Source organism: Variovorax atrisoli, from assembly GCF_014195185.1.
In the GTDB taxonomy this organism is placed as follows: domain Bacteria; phylum Pseudomonadota; class Gammaproteobacteria; order Burkholderiales; family Burkholderiaceae_C; genus Variovorax; species Variovorax atrisoli.
In genome coordinates this window covers 75,060-92,487 of the sequence record NZ_JACIBG010000012.1, presented here as the reverse complement: position 1 = coordinate 92,487, position 17,428 = coordinate 75,060, and the positions used below count along the sequence as shown (strand labels likewise).

Sequence of the window (17,428 nt, the reverse complement as noted above, 5' to 3'; positions counted from 1 at the left end):
CTTGCGGGCTCAGGTTGTTCGCAATATTTGCAAATCCGGTGTTTTCCATTCGCAATGATTGGCAAATTCAGTCCTTCATTATGGGCAGGCAATTGCGTAAATTGCGAATCCATGACTGACGAGCGCACGGCCTTCGAACTCACGGAAATCGTGTTTCCCGAGCACGCCAACCACTACGGCACCCTGTTCGGCGGCAATGCCCTGCTGCTGATGTCGAAGGCGGCCTTTCTCGCTGCGCGTGCCCATGCCGGCACCGACGTGGTGATGGCCCGCTGCAGCGACGCGCAGTTCCTCGCGCCCGTGCCCGTGGGCAGCGTGCTGAGGCTGCGGGCGTGGATCGGCCGCGCCGGCCGCAGCTCGCTGACGGTGCGCGTCAGCGGCACGGCGCATCAGCTGGGGCGCGAGCCGGTGGCGGTGCTGCAGTCGCTGTTCGAAATGGTCGCGGTCGACCGCAGCGGCCGGCCCGTGCGCATACCCGCCTCGTTTCCGAAACAGGAAATGAAGGACAAGGAAACCAAGGAGAAGGAAGCAGCATGAACGACATCGCCACCCCCGCCGAAGCCAAGGCCGACTTCCGGCCGAAGAAGTCCGTGGCCCTGTCCGGCGTGACCGCCGGCAACACCGCGCTATGCACGGTTGGGCGCACCGGCAACGACCTGCACTACCGCGGCTACGACATCCTCGACATCGCCGAGGTCTGCGATTTCGAGGAGATCGCACACCTGCTGGTGCACGGCAAGCTGCCCACGGCAGCGGAGCTGCGCGCCTACAAGGCGAAGCTCAGGTCGATGCGCGGCCTGCCTGCGAGCCTGAAGGAAGCGCTCGAGCAATTGCCCGCCGGCGCGCACCCGATGGACGTGATGCGCACCGGCGTGTCGTCGCTGGGCTGCATGCTCCCCGAGAAGGAAGACCACAACCTGCCGGGCGCACGCGACATCGCCGACCGGCTGATGGCTTCGCTGGGCTCGATGCTGCTGTACTGGTACCACTGGTCCACGCAGGGCAGGCGCATCGACGTGGAGACCGAAGACGACTCCATCGGCGGCCACTTCCTCCACCTGCTGCACGGCCGCGAGCCTTCCGAAGCCTGGGTGCGCGCGATGCACACGTCGCTCAACCTCTACGCCGAGCACGAGTTCAACGCATCGACCTTCACCGCTCGCGTGGTGGCGGGCACCGGCTCCGACATGTACTCGGCCATCACCGCCGCCGTCGGCGCGCTGCGCGGGCCCAAGCACGGCGGCGCCAACGAGGTGGCCTTCGAGATCCAGAAGCGCTACGACTCGCCCGACGAGGCCGAGGCCGACATCCGCCGCCGGGTCGAGGCGAAGGAGGTCGTGATCGGCTTCGGCCACCCGGTCTACACGGTGAGCGACCCGCGCAACGTGGTCATCAAGGGCGTGGCGAGGTCGCTGTCGCAGCTGGCGGGCTCGACCAAGATGTTCGACATCGCCGAGCGGCTCGAAGGCGTGATGTGGGAGGTGAAGAAGATGTTTCCGAACCTCGACTGGTTCAGCGCGGTGAGCTATCACATGATGGGCGTGCCCACGGCCATGTTCACGCCGCTCTTCGTGATCGCGCGCACCGCGGGCTGGGCGGCGCACATCATCGAGCAGCGCATCGACAACAAGATCATCCGGCCCAGCGCCAACTACACGGGGCCCGAGGACCTGGCCTTCGTGCCCATCGAGGCGCGCGCCTGAGGGGCGGGGTTCGCCAGTCCAGGGTTCATGCAGTCTCCGGGTGGTCAGGGCGGGGTCGGCGGACAGGCGCAAACTAGTGCCTGCCGACGCGACGGCACGCCGTTGCGGAACGCATGACAACAACACCGGAGACAAACCGCATGACCTTGAATCGCCGCGCCTTCTCGTCAGCCGCCCTGGCCGGACTGGCACTCCCTCTCGCCCGCACGGTCCGGGCCCAGGATGCCTTTCCGTCCAAGCCGCTGCGCATCGTCTGCCCCTTCGCGCCTGGAGGCGGCTCCGACTTCATCGCCCGCATCGCCGCCAACGTGCTGACCCAGCAGCTCGGCCAGTCGGTGGTGGTGGACAACCGGCCCGGCGCCGGCGGCACCATCGGCACCGAGTACGCGCTGCACACGCCGGCCGACGGCTACACGCTGCTGCTGATCGCCGGCAGCTACACCGTCAATCCCTCGCTGTACAAGCTGCGCTTCGATCCGGTGGGCGACATCAGCCCGGTGATCCAGCTGTCCAAGGGCGCCTACGTGCTGTGCGTCAACCCGTCGAAGGTGCAGGCGAAGAGCCTGCGGGAGCTGCTGGCCTTCGCGCGCCAGAACCCCGGCAAGCTGAGCTTCGCCTCGGCGGGCAACGGCAGCCACCTGCACATCGTGAGCGAGTACATGTTCGGCATGGCGAAGGTGAAGGCCACGCACATCCCGTACCGCGGCACCGGGCCGGCGGTCACCGACCTGGTGGCGGGCAACGTCGACATGCTGATCGCGGGCACCGAGGCGCTGATGCCGCACGTGCAGTCGGGCCGGCTGCGCGCCCTGGCCGTCACCACGGCGCAGCGGCTGCAGGCCTATCCCGACATTCCCTCGATCGCCGAGGCCGGCGGGCTGCCCGACTACGACGTGGTGGCCTGGCACGGCCTGGTGGCGCCCAAGGGCGTGCCGCCTGCCGTCATCGCGAAGCTCAACGGCGCGCTGGCCACCGGGCTGAAGGCACCCGAACTCGGCGCCAAGCTGGACCCGACCGGCGTGTCCCCGGCCGGCGGCACGCCCGAGCAGTTCGGCGCGCTGATCCGTGCGGAGATCCCGCGCTATGCCAAGGTCGTGAAGGACAACGACATCCGCTCCGAGTGAGCCCGTTCAAGCAAGAGAGAAAGCAGAAAGCCCAGTCGGCGCGGCCCGCCATCGCCGCTGCCGCGCCGACGCCGCAGACAGATCCGCCACGATGAACACACGCTTCCGAAAACCGCTGCCCGGCACCTCGCTGGACTACATCGATGCCCGGGCCGCCGTCGATGCGCTTCGCCCCGGGGCCTGGAGCACGCTGCCCTACACCGCGCGGGTGCATGCCGAAAACCTGGTACGCCGCTGCGACCCGGCCATCCTCGACGAGTGCCTGCTGCAGCTGGCCGAGCGCCGCCGCGACCGCGACTTCCCGTGGTTCCCGGTGCGCGTGGTGTGCCACGACATCCTGGGGCAGACCGCACTGGTCGATCTTGCGGGCCTGCGCGATGCGATCGCGGCCGAGGGCGGCGACCCCGCGCGGGTGAACCCGGTGGTGCCGGTGCAGCTCATCGTTGACCATTCGCTGGCCGTGGAGTGCGGAGGGTTCGACCCGCAGGCCTTCGAGAAGAACCGGCAGATCGAGGATCGCCGCAACGAGGACCGCTTCCACTTCATCGACTGGACGAAGCGCGCCTTCGCCAACGTCGACGTGATCCCTGCGGGCAACGGCATCATGCATCAGATCAACCTGGAGAAGATGTCTCCGGTGGTCTGCGTGCAGGACGGGCTGGCCTTTCCCGACACCTGCGTGGGCACCGACAGCCACACACCGCACGTCGACGCGCTGGGCGTGATCGCGGTCGGCGTGGGCGGCCTGGAGGCCGAGAACGTGATGCTGGGCCGCGCCTCGTGGATGCGGCTGCCCGAGATCGTCGGCGTGGAGCTCACCGGCCGCCGCCAGGCCGGCATCACGGCCACCGACATCGTGCTCGCGCTCACCGAGTTCCTGCGCAGGGAGAAGGTGGTCGGCGCCTACCTGGAGTTCTTCGGCGAGGGCGCGCGCAGCCTGACCATCGGCGACCGCGCCACCATCTCCAACATGTGCCCCGAGTACGGCGCCACCGCCGCGCTCTTCCATGTCGACGAGCAGACGCTAGCCTACCTGAGGCTCACCGGCCGCGAGGAAGAGCAGGTCGCGCTGGTCGAGACCTATGCGAAGACCGCCGGCTTCTGGGCCGATGCGCTTGCGACGGCCAGCTACGAGCGCGTGCTGCGCTTCGACCTGTCGGGCGTGGTGCGCAACATGGCCGGCCCCTCGAACCCGCACCGGCGGCTGCCGACCTCGCAGCTGGCCGAGCGCGACATCGCCGTCGGCCTGGCCGAGGCGCGCAGGCAGGAGGCCGAAGGGCTGATGCCCGACGGCGCGGTGATCATCGCGGCCATCACCTCGTGCACCAACACCTCGAATCCGCGCAACGTGATCGCGGCCGGGCTGCTGGCGCGCAACGCCAACCGGCTCGGGCTGCGGCGCAAGCCCTGGGTCAAGTCCTCGCTGGCGCCGGGCTCTAAGACCGTGGAGCTCTACCTGCGCGACGCGGGCCTCCTGGGCGAACTGGAGCAGCTGGGCTTCGGCATCGTCGCCTTCGCCTGCACCACCTGCAACGGCATGTCGGGCGCGCTCGATCCGCAGATCCGGCAGGAGATCGTCGAGCGCGATCTCTACGCCACGGCGGTGCTTTCGGGCAACCGCAACTTCGACGGCCGCATCCATCCCCATGCAAAGCAGGCTTTCCTGGCCTCGCCGCCGCTGGTCGTGGCCTATGCGATCGCGGGCACGATCCGCTTCGACATCGAGCGCGACGTGCTCGGCGTGGCCGGCGACGGCCGCGAGATCCGCCTGGCCGACCTCTGGCCGGCCGACGAGGAGATCGACGCCATCGTCGCGGCCTCCGTACGGCCCGAGATGTTCCGCAAGGTCTACGAGCCGATGTTCGCGATCCACGCGGACCGCGGCGAGAAGGTGAGCCCGCAGTACGACTGGCGGCCGCAGTCGACCTACATCCGGCGCCCGCCCTACTGGGACCGCGAGGGCGTGGGCGCGCTGGCGGCCAACCCGCGCACGCTGCGCGGCATGCGGCCGCTGGCGCTGCTGCCCGACAACATCACGACCGACCACCTGTCGCCCTCCAACGCGATCCTGCCCGACAGCGCCGCCGGCGAGTACCTCGCGAGGATGGGCCTGCCGGAGGAAGACTTCAACTCCTACGCCACGCACCGCGGCGACCACCTGACGGCCATGCGCGCCACCTTCGCCAATCCGCAGCTCGCCAACGAGATGGCGGTGATCGACGGCGTGCAGCGCAAGGGCTCGCTCGCGCGCATCGAGCCCGAGGGCAGGGTGGTGCGCATGTGGGAGGCGATCGAGACCTACCTGGAGCGCAGGCAGCCGCTGATCATCGTGGCGGGCGCCGACTACGGCCAGGGCTCCTCGCGCGACTGGGCGGCCAAGGGCGTGCGCCTCGCGGGCGTGGAGGCCATCGCGGCCGAAGGCTTCGAGCGCATCCATCGCACCAACCTGATCGGCATGGGCGTGCTGCCGCTCGAGTTCAGGCCCGGCACCAACCGCCTGACGCTGGGCCTGGACGGCACCGAGACCTACGACGTGATCGGCGCGCGCGAGCCGCGTGCCGATGTGACGCTGGTCATCCACCGCCGCAGCGGCGAACGGCTCGAAGTGCCGATGACCTGCCGCCTCGACACCGCGGAGGAGGTGTCGATCTACGAGGCCGGCGGCGTGCTGCAGCGCTTCGCGCAGGACTTCCTCGCCACGAACGCAGCGGCGGCGCCCGCGGCCGCCTGAACCGACAATCCCGACAATCGCACGACCATGGCCTTCGCACCACAGATCAGGATTCCCGCCACCTACATGCGCGGCGGCACCAGCAAGGGCGTGTTCTTCCGCCTGCAGGACCTGCCCGAAGCCGCGCAGTTGCCCGGCAAGGCGCGCGACGCGCTGCTGCTGCGCGTCATCGGCAGCCCCGACCCCTACGGCAAGCAGATCGACGGCATGGGCGCAGCCACCTCCAGCACGAGCAAGGCGGTGATCCTCTCGAAGAGCGAGAGGCCCGGCCACGACGTGGACTACCTCTTCGGCCAGGTGTCGATCGACCAGCCCTTCGTCGACTGGAGCGGCAACTGCGGCAACCTCTCGGCGGCGGTCGGCCCGTTCGCGATTTCCAACGGCCTGGTCGATGCGGCCCGCGTGCCGCGCGACGGCGTGGCGGTGGTGCGCATCTGGCAGGCCAACATCGGCAAGACCATCGTCGCGCACGTGCCGATGACCGATGGCGCGGTGCAGGAGACCGGCGACTTCGAGCTCGACGGCGTGACCTTCGCGGCCGCCGAGGTGCAGCTCGAATTCATGGACCCCGCGGCGGAAGAGGAAGGCGCCGGCGGCGCGATGTTCCCGACCGGCAACCTCGTCGACGAGCTCGAGGTGCCCGGCGTCGGCAGGCTGCGCGCGACGATGATCAACGCCGGCATCCCGACGATCTTCGTGGAGGCCGAAGCCATCGGCTACAAGGGCACCGAGCTGCAGGACGCCATCAACGGCGACGCCGCCGCGCTCGCACGCTTCGAGGCCATCCGTGCGCACGGCGCGGTGCGCATGGGGCTCATCGCGAACGTCGGCGAAGCGGCGGGGCGGCAGCACACGCCCAAGGTCGCGTTCGTCGCGCGGTCCACGGGCTACACCGCCTCCAGCGGCAAGCCGGTCGCGGCGGGCGACATCGACCTGCTGGTGCGAGCCCTTTCGATGGGCAAGCTGCATCACGCGATGATGGGCACGGCGGCGGTGGCCATCGGCACGGCGGCTGCCATTCCGGGCACGCTGGTCAACCTCGCGGCCGGCGGCGGCGAGCGCTCGGCGGTGCGCTTCGGCCATCCCTCGGGCACGCTGCGCGTGGGTGCGCAGGCGGCGCGGGTCGATGGCGAATGGAGGGTGACCAAGGCCGTCATGAGCCGCAGCGCCCGCGTGCTGATGGAAGGCTGGGTGCGAGTGCCCGGCGATACGCTCTGACCCTGCTGAATCAACAACACCACACCCCACAACACAACAAGGAAGAACCGATGTCGACTCGCAAGACCCTCCGATCCCTGGCCGAGGCGCGCCGGGGCGTGCTGGTGCCGGGTGCCTTCAACGCGCTCTCGGCGCGCGTGATCGAGGACCTGGGATTCGAGGCCATCTACGTCACCGGCGCAGGCGTCACCAACATGTGGTTCGGCCTGCCCGACCAGGGCTTCATGGGGCTGCACGAGATCGCCGACCACACGGCGCGCATCCGCGACGCGGTGGGCCTGCCGCTGATCGTGGATGCCGACACCGGCTTCGGCAACGCGCTCAACGTGCGCCACACGGTGCGCGTGCTGGAGCGCGCGGGCGCCGACTGCATCCAGTTCGAGGACCAGGTCGCGCCCAAGCGCTGCGGCCACTTCTCGGGCAAGGACGTGATCTCCACCGAGGAGGCCGTGAGCAAGATCAAGGCGGCGGTCGATGCGCGCACCGATCCCGACCTGCTCGTGATGGCCCGCACCGACGCGGCCGCCACGCTGGGCTTCGAGGCCGCCATCGAGCGCGCGCAGCAGTTCAGCGAAGCGGGCGCCGACATCCTCTTCGTTGAGGCCGTGACCACCGCCGACGAGATCCGTGCGCTGCCGCAGCGGCTGAAGAAGCCGCAGCTCATGAACATGGTGATCGGCGGCAGGACGCCCATCTTCGGCGCGGAAGAGCTCGCGCAGCTGGGCTACGGCATCGTGCTTTACGCCAACGCGGCGCTGCAGGGCGCGGTCGCCGGCATGCAGAAGGCACTGACGGTGCTGCGCGACACGAAGCGCGTGGACGAAGACCCGGCGCTGGTCGTGCCCTTCGCCGAGCGCCAGCGGCTGGTGGGCAAGCCGGAGCTCGACGCCCTGGAGAAGCGCTACGCGAGCTGAGCTCGTTCGGCGATGGCGGCGGCGGCCCTCAACTTTTCGCGCGCGCTGCCGATAGACGTTCTTACCCATGTGCAAGAACGGAGGAACGGGATGCTGAATGCCATCGGCGCCAGCAGCGGTGCGGCAAGGAGCGGGATCGACGTCAACGTCGAGATCGCGAAGCTCCAGCGGCAGATCGCCGCGACGCAGAAGCAGATCGGCGAGACGCAGGCCCAGCTGATCGACACGCCCGAGGGCGATGCGCGCGACGCGATCCGGATGCAGCTCGAGGCGCTCGCGGCGAAGCTCGCGATGCTGCAGCAGCAGATGAACGCGCTGCGCAACGCCGGCGTGCAGCAGAGCGCGATGGCCTCGCTGGAGGAAAGCGCTGCGGGCACGTCGCGCCCTGGCCGCACCGGCGGGTCCGGAACGATGGGCAGCGTGGTGGACGTGCAGGCCTGAGCGGTCGGCTGCCGGCCGCCTCAGCGGCTGCGCTCCGGCCAGCGGTGCCGCGTGCCGCCCGAACGCCGGTCGGCCTTTTCCGCCACCACGCCGCGCGCGAGCAGTTCCTCGCCGCGCTGCTCCAGGTGCTGCAGGCAGCGCAGGAAGGCGTCGAGGTCGGCGGGCGACACGCCTTCGAGCAGTTCGGTGTTCAGCCCTGCGATGCGCGGAAAGAGCCCGCCGAAGAGCTGCTCGCCCGATGCGCTCAGCCGCACGTGCACCTCGCGCCGGTCTTCCGCGTTCTGCCGGCGCAGCACCAGCTTCTTGTCGACCAGGCTGCGCAGTCCGCGCGAGGTGCGCACGCGGTCCAGGTGAAGGTGCGCGGCCAGCGCGGAGGAGGTCATCTCGCCCTCCTGCGCGAGCGTGGCGATCATTCCCCACTCCCGGCGCGTGATGCCGAAGCCGCCTTCTACCAGCCGCGTCGCCATGCCGTTGCCGGCCCGCACGGCGCGCACCATGCGATAGAGCACCAGGTCGTCCAGTGAGCGGGGCGCGCGCAGCGCGCCGGCGTCGGGGAAAGCTTGTCGCATACGGGCTGAGGGTGACGGCGTGAGGTGACGTGGTTGCGGAAACGTCGGGAGTGTGGCTCGCCCGCCGCGGCAGGCAGTTGGTTGATTAGATCAACTGTTTCCCCATACGTATAAACCAGTAACAAATTTGAACGAGCGGAAACAGTCTTGACGCGCGGATTTTCGCCGCGAAAACGCGCTTGTCCCCGTCCGCTCGCGCCCATCGTCCGCAGGAGACCCGATCCGATGCCCGCATTCCTTTCAAGGCGCAAGCTCATCATGGCAGGAGGCCTCGCCCTTGCCGCTTGCGCTCCCCTGGCCCAGGCCCAGGCGCCCGCCGCGCTCGACGGCGGCCCGCTCACCCTCGTGGTCGGCTACGCGCCCGGCGGCAGCACCGACCGCATCGCGCGGCTGATCGCCGAGCGGCTCACGCCGAAGCTCGGCGTGCCGGTGAGCGTCGAAAACCGGCCGGGCGAGGGTGGCCGCCTCGCGGCCAAGGAAGTCAAGCGCGCCCCCGCGGGACAGAACGTGCTGATGCTCGGCAACCCGGCCGTGATGGTGGTCGCGCCACTGGTCATCAAGGACGCCGGCTACGACCCCGACAAGGACTTCGTGCCCGTCTCCCAGGTCAGCAGCTACGACTTCGCGCTGGCCGTGGGCAGCAAGCTCCAGCTCGACCGCGCGATGTTCCTGGTGGGCCGCCTGTGGGCGCACCCCGAGGAAGCCATCTTCGGCGTGCCCGCCACCGGCAGCCTGCCGCACTTCTTCGGCCTGATGGTGGGCGACGCGCTGAGCGTGCAGCCGCAGATCAAGGGCTATGGCGGCTCCGCACCGCTGGCGGCCGACCTCGTCAACGGCAGCCTGCCGATCGCCATCGACACGCTAGATTCGCTCTATCCGCAGCACGTGGCCGGCAAGATCCGCATCCTGGCGACATCGGGCAAGAAGCGCGCGAGTTTCGCGTCCGGCATTCCCACCTTCAGCGAGGCCGGCATGAAGATCGACGCCGACGGCTGGAACACCTTCTTCGCGCCCGCTTCGATGCCGCCCGCCAGGGTGCAGCTGCTGGCCAACTCGATCCGCGACGTGATGAAGGACCCGGGCCTGCAGAAGGTGGCCGACTCGCTCTTCATCACGCCGGTGGTGAGCAATGCGGCGGAAACGACGCAGATGCTGAAGGCCTACCGCGCGCAGTGGGAGCCGGTGGTGCGCCGCTCCGGTTTTCATCCTTGAGCGTGGTACTCCCCCCAGGCTTCGCGCACTTCGTGTCGCTTCGCCAACCCCCCTCGCCGGGGGGCGACGCCTGCGGCCCGGCGGAGCCGGTTCCGCGGCGTCCCGCGAAAAGGCAGGGATCGCTCAGGCCGCGAGGGCCCTCATCTCGGCGATCAGGTCGGCCTTGCCTTCGAAGCCGATGCCGGGCAGCGGCGGCAGGGTGACGTAGCCGTTGTCGACCTTCACGCCGTCGGGGAAGCCGCCGTAGGGCTGGAACAGGTCGGGGTAGCTCTCGTTGCCGCCGAGGCCGAGGCCGGCGGCGATGGCCAGGGACATCTGGTGGCCGCCGTGGGGGATGCAGCGCGAGGGCGACCAGCCGTTCTCCTTCAGCATGTCGAGCGTGCGCAGGTATTCGACGAGGCCGTAGCTCAGCGCACAGTCGAACTGCAGCCAGTCGCGGTCGGGGCGCATGCCGCCGTGGCGGATGAGGTTGCGCGCGTCCTGCATCGAGAACAGGTTCTCGCCCGTGGCCATCGGACCGGCGTACACCTCGCCGAGCCTGGCCTGCAGCTCGTAGTCGAGCGGGTCGCCCGCTTCCTCGTACCAGAAGAGCGGGTATTGCGAGAGCGCGCGGCCGTAGTCGAGGGCGGTGGGCAGGTCGAAGCGGCCGTTGGCGTCCACCGCGAGCTGCTGGCCGGGGCCGAGGATCTTCAGCACCGACTCGATGCGCTCGCAGTCTTCGGCGAGCGTGGCGCCGCCGATCTTCATCTTCACCACCGAGTAGCCGCGCTCCAGGTAGCTGGTCATCTCGCGCTGCAGGCCTTCGAGGCCCTTGCCGGGGTAGTAGTAGCCGCCGGCCGCGTAGACGAACACGCGCGGGTTCGGCTTGCCGTTGCCATAGCGCTCGGCCAGCAGCTGATGGAGCGGCTTGCCGGCGATCTTGGCGGTGGCGTCCCAGACCGCCATGTCGATGGTGCCCACGGCCACCGAGCGCTCGCCGTGGCCGCCGGGCTTCTCGTTGATCATCATGCGGGCCCAGATCTTGTGCGGATCGAGGTTGTCGCCGGTCTCGTCGAGCAGCGAGGCCGGGTCGGCCTCCAGCAGGCGCGGCAGGAAGCGCTCGCGGATCAGCCCGCCCTGGCCGTAGCGGCCGTTGGAATTGAAGCCGTAGCCGACGACGGGCCGGCCGTCGCGGATCACGTCGGTGACCACCGCGACGAGGCTCAGCGTCATCTTCGAGAAGTCGATGTAGGCGTTGCGGATGTCCGACTTGATGGGGCGGGTGGATTCGAGGATGTTGACGATTTTCATGGTCGGGTTCCGGGTGGAAGGAAAGGAAGCGAAAGAGGGTCAGAGATGCAGCGAGGAGCCGCCGCAGATCGGGATGTCCTGCCCCGTGATGGCCGCCGCCGGCGGCGACAGAAGAAAGCCGGTGAGCGCGGCGATCTCCTCGGGCTGGATCAGCCGGCCGATGGGCGGCAGGCGCGGCGCGCTGCCCGCGCGGGCCGGGTCCTGCAGCATCGACGTCTGCGTCGCGCCGGGCGACACCACGTTCACGGTCACGCCGCGCGCCGCGACTTCCGCGGCCCAGCTTCGCGCGAGCGCGATCAGCGCGGCCTTGGTCGCGGCGTACTGGCCGCGCCCCGGCAGCCCCTGCGCAACACGGCTGCCGACGAACACCACGCGGCCGTGCCCGCGCGCCGCCATCGCGGGCACGAGCGCGTCGGCCAGGCGCGTGGCCGCGTCCACGTGCAGGCGCCACATCAGCTCGCCGCCCGCGTGATCGAGTTCGCCCAGCGGACCGACGCGCAGCACACCGGCCGCGTGCACCAGCGCGCTCGCATCCTGCAGCGTCGAGGCGATGCGCGGGATGGCTGCGGCGTCGCCCAGGTCCACGGCCACGTGGGTGAAGCCGGCATGGGACGACAGCGTGGGCGCGGCCAGGTCCAGCCCGCTCACGCGCCAGCCCGCGTGCAGCAGATGCGAGGCGATGGCGCGGCCGATGCCGCCGCTGCTGCCCGTCACCACCGCATGGGGCGCCGTGGCGAGCTCATTCGACATGGATGTTGCCCTCGGTGATGATCTTCTTCGAGCGCGCCATGTCCTCGGCCTGGAACTTCGCGAAGTCCTCGACGCTGCCCGGCGTCAGCAGCAGGCCCTGCGCGTTCAGCGTCTCGCGCATGTCGGTGCCCAGCGCCTTGTTGACCTCGGCGTTCAGCCGCTGCGTGATGGCTGCCGGCAGCTTCGCCGGGCCCCACAGCCCGTACCAGCTGTAGAACTCGTAGCCCGGGATGCTCTCGCCCACCGTGGGCACGTTCGGCAGGCTTGTCGCGCGCGTGGCCGAGGTGACGGCGATCACCTTCAGCATGCCGCTCTTGTGGTACTGCAGCGAGCCGAGGATCGGGTCGATGAAGCCGTCGATCTGCCCGCCGATCAGGTCCTGGAACGCAGGCGCCGTGCCCTTGTACGGCACGATCAGGTAGTCGAGCCCGCCGCCCGCGCGCTTGAGCAGCTCGGTCGACAGGTGCCCGGCCGAGCCGATCGAGCCGACCGCGAAGGTCATCTTGCCGGGATGCGCCTTGGCGTAGGCGATGAGCGACTTCACATCGTTCACCGGCAGGTTCTTGTTGACCGCCACCGACAGCGGTGCCTTCGCCACCAGCGCCACCGGCGTGAAGTCCTTCACCACCTCGTAGGGCACCGACTTCATGGTCATCGGCGCGGTGGTGAAGGTCGACGCGTTGAACAGCAGCGTGTAGCCGTCGGCCGGCGCCTTCGACACCACGTCGGCGCCGATCACGCCGTTGCCGCCGGGGCGGTTCTCCACGATGAAGGTCTGGCCCGTCTGCTCGCCGAGCTTCTGCGCCAGCAGGCGGCCGATGGTGTCGAGCGTGCCACCGGGCGGGAAGGGAATCACCATGCGCACCGGCCGGGCGGGCCAGTTCTGGGCGAGGCCGGCGGTCGATACGGCGGCCAGCGCGAGCGCGGCCAGTGTGGCGCGCAGGAAGTGCTTGCGTTGCATGTCTCTTGTCTCCTTGTGTTCTCTTGGCCGGGGCGCAGCGGCCCCTGGCGCTTCAGCGCCTCGACAGGCCGGCCTGCTCGACGGCGGCGCGCAGCGCGTCCATCTCGCGCGCGTTCGGCGCCTCGGTGGGCGGGCGCACGGTGGCGTTCTCCAGCACGCCGGCCAGGTACATGCCGCCCTTCATGCGCGCATGGGCCTCGCCGGTGGGCTCGCCGCCGCCGTACACCGCGTCCTTCAGCGGCGTGATGAGGGCCTGCACCGCCATGGCCTTCTTCAGGTCGCCGGCCTTCACCGCATTCCACAGGTCGATGATGAGTTGCGGGATGAAGGTCGCGAAGCCGACCAGCGCGCCGTCCACGCCCTGCACCATCGAGGCGAGCAGGTATTCGTCGTGGCAGGTGAGGATGGCCTTGGAGGCATCGGCCTCGCGGATCGCCTGGATGTCGCGGGCGTACTTGTTCATGTCGCGCTGGCCCACCTTGAAGGCCTGCAGGTAGGGCAGCCGCGCCAGGTCGGCCAGCAGCTGCGAGGAGTACGAGGCGCGCGTCCAGGCCGGGTACACGTGGCAGACCAGGTCCAACTCGGGCGCGGCGCGGTGGATGGCCTCGAAGTACTGCAGCGCGTGGCCGGGCGTGAAGCCGAAGCGCAGCCAGTGGTGCGGCGGCATCACGTCCAGCGCCACCGCGCCGGCGGCTTGCGCGGCGCGGGCATGCTCGGCGGCCTCGGCCAGGCCCTCGCAGACGATCGACGAGATCACCGGCGTGCGCCCGCGCAGCTCGTCGGCGACGATGCGCGTCACCTCGGCGCGCTCCGACGGCGTGAGCGAGAAGACCTCGCCGGTGTGGCCGTTGGTCATGACCGCCACCACGCCGTCATGGCCGGCGAGCCACGAGGCCAGCTTGCGCAGCGCGGGTTCGTCGATGCGGTGGTCGCTGGTGAAGGGGCAGGAAATGGCGGGAATGATCCCGCGATAATTCGCGATGGAAGGCATGCTGTGTCTCCGTGTGGTTCAAGGTGCAGGAATGGGTGCATCTTTTGCCGGCGGGGTGCGGACCGTCCAATACTCGAATCGCATACAACTATTCAACCGACCGACCGAGCAGCGCATGGGCCCCGGCAACAGACCGCTCGACCTCGAATGGCTGGAAGACTTCCTGGCCCTGGCCGAGACCGGCAACTTCTCGCGCGCCGCTCAGGCCCGCTCCATCGCACAGCCCGCTTTCAGCCGCCACATCCGATCGCTGGAGGAATGGGTGGGCGTCGACCTGTTCGACCGCAGCGCGCATCCCACTGCGCTCACCGCCGCGGGCAAGCGCTTCCAGCCGCTGCTGCAGGAAGTGCTCGCGGGCTTGGAGGCCGCACGCATCAAGGCCCGCGCCGCGCACGACCTGGCCGCGGCCAGCCTGAGCTTCGCCGCCACGCACGTGCTCTCGCTGACCTTCTTTCCGCGCTGGCTGGCGAGCGTCGAATCGCGGCTGAGCATGGGCCCGATCCAGACCATCTCCGACAGCTCCTACGCCTGCGAAGACCTGATGCTGCAGCGCCGCGTGCAGTTCGTGCTGTGCCACGGCCACGCCGATGCGCCGGGCCGGCTCGACGAGGCGCAATACCCTGTGCGGCGGCTCAGCGACGACGTGCTGGTGCCGGTGAGCACGCCCGGTGCCGACGGTGTTCCGCTGCATGCACTGGGCGGGGGCAAGTCGCCCGCCGTGCTGGCCTACAGCGAGGCCTCGGGCCTGGGCCGGATCATGCGCGCCATCCAGGACATCGAGTTCGGCAAGGACTTCGCTGCGTCGCTGTCCGTCGTCTTCACCGCCCACCATGCCGCGCTGCTGCGCACCATGGCCCTCGAAGGCCGCGGCCTCGCATGGCTGCCGATGAGCCTGGTGGCCGACGACTTGCGCAGCGGCGCGCTCACCGATGCCGGCGCGGGCGGCTGGCGTGTGCCGGTGGACATCCGCCTGTATCGGCAGCAGGCGCAGATGGCGCCGGTGGCGGAGGCGCTGTGGGGGCTGGTCGGCGAGGCGGCCGCCGGCTCCTGAAGCGGCGGTGCGGCCCGCGCATCGGCGGGCCTTTTTTCCTCAGACGATCCGCACCGACAGCTCCGGCAGCCGGTCGATGTGGATCTGGATCAGGTCGCCGCGCACCACCGGCCCCACGTTCTCCGGCGTGCCCGAATAGATGATGTCGCCCGGCTTGAGCTCGAAGGCCTGCGACAGCCGGCTGATCTGCTCGGCCACCGACCAGATCATGTGCCTGAGCGTGGCGCTCTGCTTCGTCTGCCCGTTCACCTTGAGCCAGATCGCGCCGTCGCTGAAATGCCCGACCTTCGCCACCGGGTGGATCGGCCCCACGGGCGCCGAATGGTCGAAGCTCTTGCCGATCTCCCAGGGCTTCTTCTGGTCGCCCATCTCGCGCTGCAGGTCGCGGCGCGTCATGTCCAGGCCCAGCGAGTAGCCGTACACGTGGTCGAGCGCGGCGCTCGTCGGGATGTCGCGCCCGCCCTTGCCCAGCGCCACCACCAGTTCGACTTCGTAGTGGTAGTTTTTCGTGAGCGTGGGATAGGGGTGGTCGGCCACCACGCCCGGCGTCACGACCTGGATCGCATCGGCCGGCTTCTGGAAGAAGAAGGGCGGCTCGCGGCTCGGGTCCGATCCCATCTCGCGTGCATGCGCCTCGTAGTTGCGGCCGATGCAGTAGATGCGGCGCACCGGAAAGACCTGGTCGCTGCCGACGATCGGAATGGTCGACGCAGCGACATCGAATGGCGTGGGGGCCGAGCGGCCGGCCCCGGCGGGCAGCGCGCAGCCGGCGATGGCGCCGGTGGCCATGGCGGCGGAACCGGCCAGCAGGCCGCGGCGGGAAGTGATCATGGGCATGTGTCTCCTTGGTCTTGTGGATCGGCGTCGTGGGCCGTGCCTCTCACGGCCGGTCGATTCTGGGAGGTCGCACCGCGTGGCGATGGTGCGCATCTACGCAAAAACAGGACACAACCCACCCGCAGGCGCCGCCGATCGGCTGCGGCGCCTCACCGCGCCGAGAAGGGCGGCAGCCGCCTCTGGATCGTCTGGGCCTTCACGATGGAGGTGTTGGTCTCCGCCCTGGCCGCGATGCGGTCGAGGATGCCGTCGAGCTGCTCGAGCGACTGCAGATGGAGCCGCGCGACGAAGCAGTCTTCTCCCGTGACCTTGTCGCACTCGCAGAACTCGGGCGTGGCAGCGATCAGTTCCTGCACAGCCTTCAGCTGCCCCGGCAGCGGGCGGATGCGCACGATGGCCTGGAACTGGTAGCCCAGCGCCTTCGGGTTCAGCTCGAGCGTGTAGCCGCGGATCACGTCGCGCTCCTCGAGCCGCCGCAGCCGCTCCGACACGCTCGGCGACGAGAGCCCCACGTGATGGGCCAGCTCCTTCAGCGACATGCGGGCATTGCCCGCGAGGGCGAGCACGATGGCTTCGTCGGTTGCGTCGAGCATCTTCCTGTTCTCCGGTGGAGGGGCTTGGATGCCTTCGTTTCGAAGGCCGTCGGCGGTTTTCGCCTTCTTCCAAGCATATCCAGGCGACGCGATAAGTGGCACTCTTGTTTCCCCTGAACAGCGGCGACAACGGACCGACATGCAGACACAGCTTCGCGGCGCGCTGGAGATGAGCGCGGCCATGGCGATCTCCGGAACCATCGGGTGGTTCGTGGTGCATTTCGACCAGCCGCTGGCCGACCTGCTGTTCTGGCGCTGCGTGTTCGGCGCCGCGACGCTGCTGGTCGTGTGCTTCGCGCTGGGCCTGCTGAAGCGGGGCATCGCGCCGCGCAAGTTCGCGCTCGCGGCCTTGGGCGGCGTGGCGCTCGTCGTCAACTGGGTGCTGATCTTCGCGTCGTTCTCGCGCGCGTCGATCTCCATCGCCACGGCGGTCTACAACACGCAGCCCTTCATGCTGGTGGCGCTGGGTGCGCTGCTGCTGTCGGAGCGGCTGACCGCGATGAAGGCGATCTGGCTGTGCATCGCATTCGCCGGCGTGGTGCTGGTGGCGCAGGCCAAGTCCGGCGGAGGGGCCGACGGGTCTTCCTACTTCGTCGGCGTGCTCATGGCGCTGGGCGCTGCCTTCTGCTATGCGTTGGCCGCCTTCGTCGCGAAGAAGCTCGACGGCATCGCGCCCCACCTCATCGCGCTGATCCAGGTGTGCGTGGGCATCGTGATGCTCGCGCCCTTCGCGAACCTCAGCGCGCTGCCCGCCGACGCGGCCACCTGGGGCGTGCACCTGACGATGGGCGTGGTCTACACCGGGCTGGTGTTCGTGCTGCTGTACGGCGCGCTGCAGAAGCTGTCGACACCGGTGGCCGGGGCGTTGTCGTTCATCTATCCGCTGGTGGCGATCGGCGTGGACTACGTCGCCTTCGGCCAGCGGCTGGGCGCGTTGCAGGTGGTGGGCGCGGCCGCCATCCTGATCGCCGCGGCGGGCATGACCTTCGGATGGACCTTGCCGGGCCTGGCGCGACGCTCGCCCGTTGCCGGAAAGAGCTGAC

At 69.5% G+C, this 17,428-nt stretch carries 17 protein-coding genes; 10 read left to right on the top strand and 7 right to left on the bottom strand.

All coding sequences use genetic code 11. The features are described 5' to 3' along the window. The first annotated feature begins 111 nt into the window (after positions 1-111). The 7 genes from FHY06_RS31695 to FHY06_RS31665 all read left to right on the top strand — a co-directional run bounded on the left by FHY06_RS31695 (position 112) and on the right by FHY06_RS31665 (position 8,131). Positions 112-537, top strand: coding sequence for an acyl-CoA thioesterase (locus tag FHY06_RS31695; protein ID WP_126183015.1), 426 nt, complete (start codon positions 112-114; stop codon positions 535-537). After that, on the top strand, positions 534-1,703 hold the full coding sequence (gene prpC, locus FHY06_RS31690) for a bifunctional 2-methylcitrate synthase/citrate synthase (RefSeq protein WP_184607397.1): 1,170 nt from the start codon (positions 534-536) through the stop codon (positions 1,701-1,703). Before FHY06_RS31695 ends, prpC begins: the two co-directional genes overlap by 4 nt. Positions 1,704-1,843: 140 nt before the next feature. Next, positions 1,844-2,827 (top strand): tripartite tricarboxylate transporter substrate binding protein, encoded by a 984-nt coding sequence (locus tag FHY06_RS31685; protein WP_019656480.1) that lies wholly within the window; start codon positions 1,844-1,846, stop codon positions 2,825-2,827. A 91-nt stretch (positions 2,828-2,918) separates the two neighbouring features. After that, positions 2,919-5,558 carry a Fe/S-dependent 2-methylisocitrate dehydratase AcnD gene (acnD, locus tag FHY06_RS31680; protein ID WP_184607396.1) on the top strand — a complete coding sequence of 880 codons (2,640 nt, stop codon included), beginning with the start codon at positions 2,919-2,921 and terminating at the stop codon, positions 5,556-5,558. Positions 5,559-5,585: 27 nt separating this feature from the next. Then, a complete protein-coding gene (gene prpF, locus FHY06_RS31675) occupies positions 5,586-6,776 on the top strand; it encodes a 2-methylaconitate cis-trans isomerase PrpF (RefSeq protein WP_184607395.1) in 1,191 nt (396 codons plus the stop codon). A 50-nt stretch (positions 6,777-6,826) separates the two neighbouring features. Further along, the gene (locus FHY06_RS31670) at positions 6,827-7,690 is read left to right on the top strand and encodes an isocitrate lyase/PEP mutase family protein (protein ID WP_132799278.1); all 864 of its coding nucleotides are present in this window, start codon (positions 6,827-6,829) and stop codon (positions 7,688-7,690) included. Between the two features lie 90 nt (positions 7,691-7,780). Next, the gene (locus FHY06_RS31665; RefSeq protein ID WP_184607394.1) at positions 7,781-8,131 is read left to right on the top strand and encodes a FlxA-like family protein; all 351 of its coding nucleotides are present in this window, start codon (positions 7,781-7,783) and stop codon (positions 8,129-8,131) included. Between the two features lie 20 nt (positions 8,132-8,151). On the opposite strand, the gene FHY06_RS31660 is transcribed toward FHY06_RS31665, so the two are convergent. Beyond that, complete coding sequence (locus FHY06_RS31660; protein WP_019656485.1) at positions 8,152-8,700, bottom strand: MarR family winged helix-turn-helix transcriptional regulator; 549 nt, start codon at positions 8,698-8,700, stop codon at positions 8,152-8,154. 225 nt (positions 8,701-8,925) lie between these two features. Between FHY06_RS31660 and FHY06_RS31655 the strand changes: the two genes are divergently transcribed. Then, positions 8,926-9,912, top strand: coding sequence for a tripartite tricarboxylate transporter substrate-binding protein (locus FHY06_RS31655; protein ID WP_019656486.1), 987 nt, complete (start codon positions 8,926-8,928; stop codon positions 9,910-9,912). A 123-nt stretch (positions 9,913-10,035) separates the two neighbouring features. On the opposite strand, the gene FHY06_RS31650 is transcribed toward FHY06_RS31655, so the two are convergent. The 4 genes from FHY06_RS31650 to FHY06_RS31635 are packed head-to-tail and all read right to left on the bottom strand — an operon-like array spanning position 10,036 to position 13,904. Beyond that, a complete protein-coding gene (locus FHY06_RS31650; RefSeq protein ID WP_019656487.1) occupies positions 10,036-11,202 on the bottom strand; it encodes a mandelate racemase/muconate lactonizing enzyme family protein in 1,167 nt (388 codons plus the stop codon). A 39-nt stretch (positions 11,203-11,241) separates the two neighbouring features. Continuing rightward, positions 11,242-11,952, bottom strand: coding sequence for an SDR family NAD(P)-dependent oxidoreductase (locus FHY06_RS31645; RefSeq protein WP_184607393.1), 711 nt, complete (start codon positions 11,950-11,952; stop codon positions 11,242-11,244). Next, on the bottom strand, positions 11,942-12,913 hold the full coding sequence (locus FHY06_RS31640; RefSeq protein WP_019656489.1) for a Bug family tripartite tricarboxylate transporter substrate binding protein: 972 nt from the start codon (positions 12,911-12,913) through the stop codon (positions 11,942-11,944). The genes FHY06_RS31645 and FHY06_RS31640 overlap by 11 nt, the downstream gene beginning before the upstream one ends. A gap of 52 nt (positions 12,914-12,965) precedes the next feature. Then, positions 12,966-13,904, bottom strand: coding sequence for a dihydrodipicolinate synthase family protein (locus tag FHY06_RS31635; RefSeq protein ID WP_126183020.1), 939 nt, complete (start codon positions 13,902-13,904; stop codon positions 12,966-12,968). Positions 13,905-14,019: 115 nt separating this feature from the next. On the opposite strand from FHY06_RS31635, the gene FHY06_RS31630 reads away from it, so the two are divergent. Continuing rightward, positions 14,020-14,955, top strand: a complete 936-nt coding sequence (locus FHY06_RS31630) for a LysR family transcriptional regulator (RefSeq protein ID WP_019656491.1) — start codon at positions 14,020-14,022, stop codon at positions 14,953-14,955. Positions 14,956-14,994: 39 nt separating this feature from the next. Here the strand turns inward: FHY06_RS31630 and FHY06_RS31625 are convergent, their stop codons facing one another. Together FHY06_RS31625 and FHY06_RS31620 are read right to left on the bottom strand one after the other, a co-directional pair. Then, positions 14,995-15,786 carry a fumarylacetoacetate hydrolase family protein gene (locus FHY06_RS31625; protein ID WP_184607392.1) on the bottom strand — a complete coding sequence of 264 codons (792 nt, stop codon included), beginning with the start codon at positions 15,784-15,786 and terminating at the stop codon, positions 14,995-14,997. A 155-nt stretch (positions 15,787-15,941) separates the two neighbouring features. Further along, entirely contained in the window at positions 15,942-16,385 is a 444-nt protein-coding gene (locus FHY06_RS31620) for an Lrp/AsnC family transcriptional regulator (RefSeq protein ID WP_026346569.1), read from the bottom strand. Between the two features lie 139 nt (positions 16,386-16,524). Here FHY06_RS31620 and FHY06_RS31615 point away from each other — a divergent pair, with 139 nt between their 5' ends. Further along, positions 16,525-17,427: a DMT family transporter gene (locus tag FHY06_RS31615; protein ID WP_026346570.1), complete on the top strand. Its 903-nt coding sequence runs from the start codon at positions 16,525-16,527 to the stop codon at positions 17,425-17,427. The last annotated feature ends 1 nt before the right edge of the window (position 17,428 follow it).